At 47.4% G+C, this 11,295-nt stretch carries 7 protein-coding genes; all 7 read left to right on the top strand.

Translation table 11 applies throughout. The features are described 5' to 3' along the window. Positions 1-508 (top strand): MucBP domain-containing protein (locus SOW26_RS05795; RefSeq protein ID WP_320652053.1); only part of this gene is annotated, 508 nt, incomplete at its 5' end. 220 nt (positions 509-728) lie between these two features. Beyond that, positions 729-1,397 carry a response regulator transcription factor gene (locus tag SOW26_RS05790; RefSeq protein WP_276959332.1) on the top strand — a complete coding sequence of 223 codons (669 nt, stop codon included), beginning with the start codon at positions 729-731 and terminating at the stop codon, positions 1,395-1,397. Then, complete coding sequence (locus SOW26_RS05785) at positions 1,394-2,428, top strand: sensor histidine kinase (RefSeq protein WP_320652052.1); 1,035 nt, start codon at positions 1,394-1,396, stop codon at positions 2,426-2,428. The genes SOW26_RS05790 and SOW26_RS05785 overlap by 4 nt, the downstream gene beginning before the upstream one ends. A gap of 113 nt (positions 2,429-2,541) precedes the next feature. Continuing rightward, a complete protein-coding gene (locus SOW26_RS05780; protein ID WP_154477944.1) occupies positions 2,542-3,309 on the top strand; it encodes an ABC transporter ATP-binding protein in 768 nt (255 codons plus the stop codon). Beyond that, a complete protein-coding gene (locus tag SOW26_RS05775; protein ID WP_276959336.1) occupies positions 3,299-5,371 on the top strand; it encodes an ABC transporter permease in 2,073 nt (690 codons plus the stop codon). Before SOW26_RS05780 ends, SOW26_RS05775 begins: the two co-directional genes overlap by 11 nt. 94 nt (positions 5,372-5,465) lie before the next feature. After that, positions 5,466-7,223, top strand: a complete 1,758-nt coding sequence (locus SOW26_RS05770; protein ID WP_276959339.1) for an N-acetylmuramoyl-L-alanine amidase family protein — start codon at positions 5,466-5,468, stop codon at positions 7,221-7,223. A gap of 435 nt (positions 7,224-7,658) precedes the next feature. Next, a complete protein-coding gene (locus SOW26_RS05765; RefSeq protein WP_276959341.1) occupies positions 7,659-10,949 on the top strand; it encodes a hypothetical protein in 3,291 nt (1,096 codons plus the stop codon). The last annotated feature ends 346 nt before the right edge of the window (positions 10,950-11,295 follow it).

Here is an 11,295-nt window from a genome sequence, read left to right as displayed (position 1 = left end):
AACGTCTAAGAATGTAACCTATGTCTATGAGTTGGTTCCTGAAAAAGGAAGCGTTAAGGTCAACTATGTTGATGAACAAGGCGTTGTAATAAAAGACCCGGTATTTGATGAAGAAAATGCAGATGCAGGAACGGATTATGATACTGCCGCTGACAACAAACCAAAGACTATCAAAACGGCAGATGGCAAAGAATATGAACTTGTAAGGGTTCAGGAAGACTCAGCTGCTGAACAAGGAAAGATAGAGGGCGGGAAGACTCTTGAAGTTACTTATGTGTATAAGTTGAAAAGCGGAGGAGAAAATCCAGACGTTCCGTCTGTAACAGATCCTAAGGGTAATCAAAACAACGATCCGGGCAACAAAGCCGGCAATTCGAGCAACAAAGCCAGCAAGCCTGGTAAAACTCCCAAGACGGGAGACGTTAACGATTTCTTCCCACAGATAGGACTATTGGCGTTTGCCTCTGTTGGGCTTGTCTTCGTTTTAAAGAAAAGAGTTCAGAGATAATATACATTCAACCAAAGGAGTTGTCGCACTAACATTCGTTGGTGCACGGCTCCTTTTAATATACAAAAAAATATGGGAAGTAATGGGAAAGAGTCGTTCAACCTGAAAAAGATGCAACGGCCAGTTGCTGTAGAGGATGTCCGACTCTGAAACCTCCTCCTACTTGAGAAACCCGCAGAAAAGTGGTAAAGTGGAAGTCGGATGAGGGAAGGAGAGAAAGATGCATATTGCGATTGTAGAAGATGATCCGGTAATCCGGAAAGAACTGAAGACACTGCTGGAAAACGCCATGTATCAGGTGACTGTTCTGGAAGAATTTGACAGAGTACCGGAACAGGTGGAAAAATGTCAGCCGGATCTTGTGCTGCTGGATGTGACGCTTCCGGGGACGACCGGATTCGATATCTGTATGAAGATCCGGGAGAAGCTTTCTCTCCCTATCGTATTTTTGACCAGCAGGATGGATGCCATGGATGAGCTGACAGGGATCATGAAAGGCGGAGACGACTACATCCGAAAACCCTACCAGACGCCGATCCTTCTGGCGCGTATCGGAGCCGTTCTTAAGCGGTACAAGGGAAGCACCCTGCAGGAGGTTACACGACTGGAGCATAAGGGGGTGAGCCTGGATATCTCCAAGTGCGTGCTGGAGTACCGGGGGGAAGAGCTGGAGCTGACCAAAAACGAGATGAAGATCCTGCATAATCTGTTCCAAAATGCAGGAAATTTTGTGTCGCGGATGGACCTGACAGAATATCTGTGGGAAAGTCAGATTTTCATCGACGATAATACCCTGAGTGTGTATGTGACCCGGATCCGGGAAAAGCTAAGAAGTATAGGAATTGAAGATTTTATCGAAACGAAGAGGGGAATGGGTTACCGGATATGACGTGGAAAGATTTTTTGGGAGACCGGATTCTGCTTTTGATGCTGAATCTGTCGGGGATGGCGATCCTGGCAGGCTTTTTGTATGTAACCGGCTACTATGAAAACAATATCCTGTTGATCCTGGTGACCTGGCTGGGGATCCTGACGGTCTATCTGGTGGTGGGATTTATCAGGAGAAGAAACCATTTCAGAAAGCTGGAGAATATCCTGGAGCAGCTGGATCAAAGGTTTTTGCTGGGGGAGCTGATGCCGGACACGTTTTCGGCGGAGGACAGGCTTTATAAGGGACTGATCAAAAAATCAAACAAATCTGTGATAGAACAGCTGCGAAAAGTAGAAGAAGAAAGAAGGGACTACAAGGAATACATAGAAAGCTGGGTGCACGAGATCAAGGCGCCGCTTACCAGTATTGCCCTGATCTGTGAAAACCGGAGAAAATCCGGAGAAGACGGAAGAGGAAGAGAAAAGGAAGACTTTCGTGCCATTGATCTGGAAAGCCAGCGGGTGGAAAATTATGTGGAAATGGCTCTGTATTTCGCCAGGTCGAAGCAGGTATATAAGGATTATTTTATCCGGAAGATCCACCTGGAGCCGGTGGTGCTGGAGGTGGTGACCAGAAACAGGCTGCTGTGTATCCAGAACCGGGTGCGCGTGGAAGTGGACTGTAAAGAGGAAGTCTATTCGGATGACAAATGGATCGGTTTTATCATCCATCAGCTGCTGCTAAACAGCATCAAATACAAAAAGGAAGATGCACAGATCAGCATCTATACGAGAAACATCCCCTCCGGCTGTGTACTGGCTGTAAAAGACAATGGGATCGGGATCTTAAAGGAAGAGCTTCCCAGAATCTTTGAAAAGGGATTTACCGGCAGTAACGGAAGAAACAACCGGTATTCTACAGGGATGGGCTTGTATTTGTGCGGAAAGCTTTGTGAAAAGCTGGGAATCCAAATCCGGGCAGAGTCGGAATACGGGCAGGGAACGACGATTTATCTGGAGTTTCCTATCAGCAGGTACATACAACGATAGATTGGGGTATCTTAAAAAAATGTAAGATAACTTCAATCTATTTTTATACCAGAAAAGGGGGAAAACGGATAGAATCCAACCTAGAGAAAACAAACCGAAGGAGGAAATACGAGATGGGGGAATACATTAGGATCTGTGATGTGGAAAAGTATTACGGAAACGGAGAGCAGGTGACCAAGGCTGTCGACCGCGTCAGCTTCCAGGTGGAGCAGGGAGAATTTGTAGGGATTATGGGAGCTTCCGGTTCCGGAAAAAGCACACTTCTGAATATGATGGCCACCATCGATCAGGTGACATCCGGGCACATCTACTATGAACAGACAGATATTACCGAGCTGTCGGAAGAGGCGCTGGCTGAATTTCGCAAGGACAACCTGGGCTTTGTGTTTCAGGACTACAATCTTTTAGATACGCTGACGATTGAGGAAAACATTCTGCTGGCTCTGACACTCCAGAAGAAGGAAAAAGAGGAAGCAAACCAGATCTGTACCGAAATCTTGAAACGGCTGGAGATCGAAGAGATCCGGAATAAATTTCCGTATCAGGTATCCGGAGGACAGAAACAAAGGTGTGCCTGTGCCAGAGCCATGGTCAACCATCCGAAGCTGCTTTTGGCCGATGAACCTACAGGAGCACTGGATTCCCATTCCGCCCAGATCCTTTTGGAAACATTTTCCAGACTGAACCGGGAGCTTTCGGCTACCATTATGATGGTGACGCACGATGCGTTTTCTGCGAGCTATTGCAGCCGGATCCTGTTTTTGAAGGACGGGCAGATTTTTCACGAACTGGTTCGTGGGGAAAAAGAAAGAAACCGGTTTTTCCAGGAGATCCTGGATGTCCTTTCTCTGGTAGGAGGTGAGCAGACCCATGTTGGATAAGCTGGCTTTTCGGAATATGAAACGCTCTGCCAGGGATTATGGGGTGTACAGCATGACGATCGTGATGATCACGGCGCTGATGTATGCGTTTAACAGTCTTATTTTTCAAAACTCTCTGAGCAGATATGTAGAGGAGGCTTCCATTATCGGAGTGATGATAGGACTTTCCACCGTCTTTATCGTATTGATCGTGGCGTGGCTGATCAACTATATCGTCCGCTTCATGCTGGAAAAGCGCAGCCGGGAATTCGGGATCTACCTGCTTTTGGGCATGAAAAAGAAAACCATCGCCCACCTGTACATGAAGGAAAATCTTCTCCTAGGAGGAGGCGCCTTCCTTGTGGGGATTCTTGTGGGCGTATTTTTGCAGCAGATCCTGTGCGCCGTCATGTTTTCTATCATTCACATGCAGTACAGACCGATTCTGGAATTGAACTGGAAAACGATCCTGATGACGGCGCTGTGTTTTGGAGGGTGCTATTTGCTGGCGCTGTTTAGAAGCAACCGACAATTTAAAAAAATGAACATTTATGCCCTGATCCATGCAGGCAGGAAAAATGAAGAGATCCGGGAAAAGAACGAAGAGAAAAAGAAAGTGCTGTTTCCGCTGGCAATCCTGTTTTTGGGCGGGTTTTGGATCTGGTTTGGAAAGGTGAGCAATGCACTGGAGTCCATCCTGTTTGTGATAGGCCTGGTCCTGACGATCTATCTGTTCTATACAGGGCTTTCTTCCTGGATCGTCTGCTATATCAGAAAAAGAGGAAACGGGATCTATAAAGGACAGAATCTGTTTTTGCTCCGTCAGTTTTCCTCTAAGGTCAGAGTGATGCGGTTTACCATGGGTACGCTGAGTGCATTGTTTACGGTGGCGCTGCTGGGAGCGTCGACGGCGCTGATGTTCAGCGATTATCAAAGCAAGATCCTGAAGGACAAATTTCCCTTTGATGTGCAGGTACACAGCCGAATGACGGACTATGATTTTACACAGGAGCTGACAGCCATAGAAAAAAATCGGATCGATAAGAGCTACAGCTATAACATCTACACAAATGGGAAACAGGAAGTGAATGCCTGGATGCTGACACATATGACAGAAGGAGAAAACGGCAGTGCAGGGAAAAAAGGCTCCCTTCTGACGACAGAGGTAAAAAAAGAGCTGGAAGGAGACGGGGCGTATTATTCCCGCGACACCTATATGGAGCTTAGCACCTACAATCGACTGAGAGCCATGCTGGGATACAAAAGAGTAAGACTAAAAAGCGGGGAATACAGGATCCACACCAAGGCGAGGCTTAAAAAAGTCACGAAAGATCTGCCAAAGGAGCTGCAGCTTACCGATCCGCAGACCGGAAAAGCGCTGACCTGCGCCGGTATCAGTACAGAACCCTTTTCACAGGACGGACACAATGGCGCAGACTATGTGATCATTGTGCCGGATGAAGTGGCGGCTCACATGACGCCCTATTACAGGGAGCTTGCGGTGACTACAAAAGAAGAGGGACCTGCCGGACTGACAGATAAGCTGGAAGAGCTGGGAAGCGACAGAGCCGATCCCGGCAACCCCTATGGGAAGGAAAACGAGATCCGTCCGGGCTCAGATCAGATCGTATCTTATACGGCAGAGGTTCTGGTAAAAAAAGAGGTGATCCCTCAGTTGAAATTTGTGATGGCTTCCGTGATCATCCCACTGTTCTACATCGGGCTGGTTTTCGTATGTGTGGCGGTGACGGTGCTGTCTGTTCAGCATTTGAGCGATGCGGACAAATACAGGTTCAGATACGATGTGCTTTTTAAAATAGGGCTGAAAAAAAGCAGGATCCGAAAGCTGATCTTCTGGCAGCTCCTGGTCTATTATCTGGCGCCGGCCGTTCTGGCTGTCATCATCAGCGGGAAAATGGTGCTGTATATGAGTGCCGGCTTCATTCGGATGACAGGGCTGACGACAGATACATTTCGCTTTCTCCTGCAAAGCGTGGCACTATTTATGGGGATCTACACCGTCTATTTTGTTGTGACCTATGTCAGCTTTCAAAGAAGTGTGTTTGGGGAAACGCAAAAATAAGGCAGAAATGCAAGAAAGATAAGAAATATAAGAAATATAACGATACATCCCGTGTCGCTTATATAAAAAAAGAAAGAGGAGGAACAAAGATCATATGAGAGGAAATAACAGGATTTTAGTAAAAGTATCCTGTACGATAGCGGCAGTGGCTCTGCTGGGCAGTATCGCACCGGGGAAGGAAAGCGTTGCTGCCGATAGGACAGGGGCGCATGCGGCGAACTATCTACTGGCGGACGCATCAGAGAATGCTTTGAAGGCGGAAGCCGCTTTCGGGGAAGAAAAAAAGGCCGTTTTTACCGATGTGAGCTATTCCATAGAAGGGATCGCACGCTCCGGAGGTATGGTAAGAGTTGTGGTAAAGGGAACAGACCTTCCGGAAACATTGTATTATAGACTGAACTATATCCCGGGAACAGGGGAAGGAGAGGTCAGTGTACAGGACGGGCAGAAGGTAACGGCTGTAGGGACACCGCAGGAACGGGCTTTTTTCGTACAAATTCCGGAGGCGGACCCATATGGAGATAAAATTCAGTGGAAGATAGGCGTTGGCACAGCCTTGGATCAGGAGTACTTCTTCTCCGCCTATACTATTCAGACGGAAAGAGATTTCAGTGGGATAACAGAAGCAACAAGAGAGGCGTTAACCAGGGAGATTCAGGATTATCCGGGGATGCAGGAAGGAGACTACACTGCCAAAAGCTGGGAAGTTTACAAAGCAGCTGTCACAAAGGCGATGGGGATCCTGACGGGAGAGCGTCCGAAGGAAGAGGAATGCCAGAATGTATTGCGGGAGATCCTTCATGCCAGAAAGGTGCTGGTAAAACAGAAGAATCCGTCCGCTGCGGAATTTGCAGGAGTTTATCCTTCTGCGGCACAGATAGAGGACGCAGGAGGGACGATAAGGGTTACGATAAAAGGAAAAAATCTTCCGGAAACGCTGTACTATGGCATCCATTATACAACGGAAGAAGGGGAAGAAAAAAATGTACGGGATAACCAACAGGTAACGGCTGCAGGAACGGCGGAAGAGAGGAACTTTGAAGTACAGCTTCCGGATGCTTCTCAGTATGTCGATGCAGAGGCATGGATCATCGGAGTCAACTCGATCCCGGAAGATGGCTATTATATTTTTGAAAATGCCATCCAAATCCTGAGAACAGACAGGTCAAAAGGCAGATGGATCAAAGACGGGAAAGGATACTGGTACCAGAATTCGGACGGGAAAACCTATCCAACATCGATTCTGAAAAAAATAGATAAAGAGTGGTACTATTTTAATGCAGATGGCTACGCTTCTGCGGAGAAATGGGAGCAGGTAAACGGTGCCTGGTATTATTTTGAAGCTTCCTGTAAGGCGGTAAAAGGCTGGAAGGCTGTGGGAAACACCTGGTACTTTTTTGAAACAGGCACAGCAAAAATGCAGACTGGCTGGATCCGGGACGGAGAAACCTGGTACTTTGCGGATGGGAACGGCGCCATGCAGATCGGTTGGCTGCGACAGGGAAACACCTGGTACTTTCTGGAAGGAAGCGGCGCTATGAAAACCGGCTGGGTACAGACCGGCGGCAAGTGGTATTATCTGGCGGAAAGCGGCGCCATGCAGACAGGCTGGGTCAAAGACGGGGATGCCTGGTATTTTCTGGAAGGAAGTGGCGCTATGAAGACAGGCTGGCTGCAGCAGGGAAACACCTGGTATTTTCTGGAAGGAAGCGGCGCTATGAAGACCGGCTGGCTGCAGCAGGGAAACACCTGGTATTATCTGACAGGAGGCGGAGCTATGGCTGCCGGCGGCGTTTTGAACATAGACGGGACTTCTTACCGCTTTGATAGAAGCGGAGCCTGGATTCGATAAAGCATTGCTGGGGATCGAAAGGATCCGGAGAACGGCATTCCGTTGAGAAAAAAGCTTTGCTACGCTGCATCAATTCTTGCAGATAGAAGTGTTTTACTACAGATGGCAGAAGGGATGCTGTGGGATTAAAATCAAACAGGAAATGGAAAAAGCGGTGATCCTTTGCTTCTTAAAGAGAAGCATAGGAACATCGCTTTTGCCTTTTTGGGAGGCTCTTGCCGGTTTTTCTCAAATCTGTAATCGACCTGTGGCACAAGATCCGCCTCCTTTTCCTATGTATAATTGCAGCAGAAATTCTTAAGAATTACAAAGGGTGGATACAGCCCCCATAAAGTAATGTTTATAAAATTCGTATAATTGTCCGGTTGGGTTTTGACGAAAAAAATGATATAATGACCTTAGATATTATCGGAAAAAGGAGGAGAACAGGGGAAGATGAAAAGAAAAAAGAACAGGACAGCAAAAGTCTTTTGTGCCCTTATGGCGTTTGCCTTATTAAATGTGGGGGCGGGGCAAAGAGAAAGTAAGGCTGCCGAGGTAACCGTGCCTTATGTGCCACAGCATGAAATAAAGGCATATCTGCAAAAGAATCTTTATGAAACAGAAACTGTAAAAGTAACGGGAATTGAGGTGAGGGAAATCACGGATCCGGATACAAAGCCGGTGACGACACAGGTTTTAACCAAGCCTGTAAAATTCCAGATCTACAATACGACGCTGCAGAAACTGGAACAGGAAGTAACATCCCAAAATGGAAAACTTCCGGAACTGGATCTGATCAGGAATCACAACTATACTATATTTGCGGTAGATTCCGAATACAAGATGCCAAATGCTTATGTCTGGGCAAAAGATAATGGGATGGTAGACATCAAGGATACTATAAAGACCTATACGGGAACTACACTGACAGGCGTCACCTATAACTATCCGCAGGTAAAAAGCCTGAATCTGACCAGGCGGGATAAGAAAGAACCGAATCCGGAGAAAGACAGGAGAGTCAGCATAAGATCTGATGTAAGGACAGAAGGGGGCGCCTCTATGTCGAACATTCATTTCGTACTGACCAGTGATGTGGAGACGGTCAGGGCTGTCAGCGACGCACGGGGAAGGCTGAATGTGGACCTTTTAGAAGATGTCAACTATACGGTTTCTGTGGAGGAAGATCTGTGGAGTGTGGCCTCTTTTCCCATTTCCGTAAAGGATAAGTCAGAATATGATGCCAAGAAGTATGGCTACAATCATGCGAACTGCCAGAGAGTGGATGAGATCACTCTGGTCAGCAAAAAGTCCGGACATAAGAAGGATACTATTTTGACCAACAGCAATTATGGCGGAACGATCTACGCAGATATGGCAGGAAGCACGAGCATAGAAGGTATGGATTTTCAGCATTTTTTGCTGAGTGAGAGAGAACTGACCACAAGTGGGATCAGCGCGCTGGAAGGAAAAGACTGCCAGATGTTTGATATGAAGCTGGTGAATCCTCACAGATGGGAAGTGGCAAAGATGGCTGCCGGGGAATACACCATTACAAAGCAGGTGAAGGAAGAAAAGGCGGTAAAACAGGTTTTTTATCTGGATGGAGAAGGAACACTTCAAAAAGTTGATTTTAAACAGAATGGAAGCAAAGTAACATTCCAAATGCAGACCCTGTCCCTGTATCCGGTTGTGATCGAATACGGAGACGGACCGGTACCGAAGGACGATCCGCAGCCGGAGGATCCCCAGGAACATAGCCGTACAACACTGAAGGTCAGGGTAACAGATAAAAGCGGGAAACCGGTGCAGGGTGCTTTGCTGTATTTAAAATCCTCTTATGGAAAACAGGGTGACAAAAAATTCCAAAGTGCAACAGATGCGGAAGGAAGAGCAAGCTATGTGTGTGATAACCAGGAGTTGAATGATGATGAATACCGTCTGCTTTTGGTGGAGGGTAGTCCATATACGATGGATCGGCAGCCGATCGTCTTGTTTGAGACAGATGAGAACTGGGAGAACTATGTAAAAAGTGTAGATGATGTAGAATACGAAGGAGAGATCACTCTGACAGTAAAAGGAGGAGAGGAAACGGAAGAACCGGGAGATCCGGAAGAGGCAGATTTTACAGATTCGGTTTCTTCGCTCAAGGAGATCGGAACATCCGGAGGACCGGTTACGGTGACTGTAACAGGGACGAAGCTTCCGTCAACATTGTACTGTGGCGTGCATTATGTTACAAAAAGCGGAGTAGAAACAGAGGTGATTAAAAGTCAGAAAGTGACAGCTTCCGGGACGCCGGAGAAAAGAACGTTTGAAATCCAGATTCCGGATGCATCCAAGTATGAAGAGGCGGTGGAATGGAAAGTAGGAGTAGATGCCGTGCCGGACAATGGATACTACTTCTTTAAAAACAGCATTAAGATCGTCAGGGGACCGGAGGGCGTCACCAAGGAGACAAAAGAGGCGCTGCAAAAAGCGGTACAGGAACTGGAAAGCCTGAAAAAAACGGAATACACAGCAGGAAGCTGGCAGGTTTATCAGGAAGCGGTAGAAAAGGGGAAGAAACTTCTTGCCGATCCAAATTCCAAAGAATCAGATTGTAAAGCGGCACTTCAGAAAATAGAAAAGGCCAGACAGGAACTGAAAAAACAGCCGCAGGAACCACAGGAACCGGAGCTGACGAACATCGTTCCTTCTGTTACGGAAATAGGAGTTCAGGGAGGGACCGTGGCGGTTATCGTACAAGGAAAAGCTCTTCCGGAACAGCTATATTACGGAATACAGTATGTAACAGAAAAGGGAGAAGAAAAGAGTGTAGTGGATTACCAGGCAGTAATGGCAGAGGGAACCGAAGAGCAGAGGATGTTTGAGGTGAAGATTCCGGATGTCGCACCGTATAAGGAAGCGGTGAAGTGGCGGATCGGAGTTGACGTGGCAGCAAACGACGGTTACTATTTCTTTGACAACGCCATCAAGATCGTAAAAGAGACGGAGCCTGCAAAAGGAGAATGGCGGATTGATGGGAAGGGAACCTGGTACCTGAATCCGGACGGAAAAACATATCCGGTATCTACCTTGAAAGAAATTGACGGAGAGTTCTATTACTTTAATCAGGCAGGCTATGCCTCCGCAGAGAAATGGGAGCAGGTAAACGGTGCCTGGTATTACTTTGGAGCCACGCATAAGGCGGCAAAAGGCTGGAAGGCTGTGGGAAACACCTGGTACTTTTTTGAAACAGGCACAGCAAAAATGCAGACTGGCTGGATCCGGGACGGAGAAACCTGGTATTTTGCAGACGGGAACGGTGCGATGCAGACGGGTTGGCTGCGACAGGGAAACACCTGGTATTTCCTGGAAGGAAGCGGCGCTATGAAAACCGGCTGGGTACAGACCGGCGGCAAGTGGTATTATCTGGCGGAAAGCGGCGCCATGCAGACAGGCTGGGTCAAAGACGGGGACGCCTGGTATTTTCTAGATGGAAGCGGCGCTATGAAGACAGGCTGGCTGCAGCAGGAGAATACCTGGTACTATCTGGCGGGAAATGGAAGGATGCAGACGGGTTGGCTACAGATTGGCGAGAACTGGTACTTCCTGATGGAAAACGGCGCGATGCAGACGGGCTGGCTGCAGCAGGGAAACACCTGGTATTATCTGAAAGCCAACGGAGTCATGGCTGCAGGAGTGTCGCTGCACGTAGGAGGAGTGCAGTATCGCTTTTCAGGAAGCGGGGCGTGGATGAGATAAGGCACCGATCGCTGCCTGATCAGCAAAGAGCTCTTTAAAGGCGTGAAAGAAATTTAAAAATATTGCCGGTGGAAGAATACCACAGGCTCAAAGGGCGGTGTAGTCAAGAGGCTATGTCGCCCTTCGTTTTCTCAAAAACGATTGTGGCACGGGAGACTGAAACAATAGATTTCCAAATAGTTGTAAAAATAGTTTCAAAAAATAGTTGACACTCCAAAACAAATATGATATCTTGATGTAGTTGTCGCTTGAGACAAGCGAGAGCGGCAAAGCACCTTGATAACTGAACAATAGACAACAACCCTGAAAATTTCTTAAGAGAAAAATTCAGAACGGACAGGACCAT

Source organism: Suipraeoptans intestinalis, from assembly GCF_034091795.1.
Classification (GTDB): domain Bacteria; phylum Bacillota; class Clostridia; order Lachnospirales; family Lachnospiraceae; genus Suipraeoptans; species Suipraeoptans intestinalis.
This window is presented reverse-complemented; position numbering and strand designations above follow the sequence as displayed.

Bases quoted from the DNA above. Each gene is read 5' to 3' on its own strand.
- SOW26_RS05790 (WP_276959332.1), top strand. From the start codon at position 729: ATGCATATTGCGATTGTAGAAGATGATCCGGTAATCCGGAAAGAACTG.
- SOW26_RS05785 (WP_320652052.1), top strand. From the start codon at position 1,394: ATGACGTGGAAAGATTTTTTGGGAGACCGGATTCTGCTTTTGATGCTG.
- SOW26_RS05780 (WP_154477944.1), top strand. From the start codon at position 2,542: ATGGGGGAATACATTAGGATCTGTGATGTGGAAAAGTATTACGGAAAC.
- SOW26_RS05775 (WP_276959336.1), top strand. From the start codon at position 3,299: ATGTTGGATAAGCTGGCTTTTCGGAATATGAAACGCTCTGCCAGGGAT.
- SOW26_RS05770 (WP_276959339.1), top strand. From the start codon at position 5,466: ATGAGAGGAAATAACAGGATTTTAGTAAAAGTATCCTGTACGATAGCG.
- SOW26_RS05765 (WP_276959341.1), top strand. From the start codon at position 7,659: ATGAAAAGAAAAAAGAACAGGACAGCAAAAGTCTTTTGTGCCCTTATG.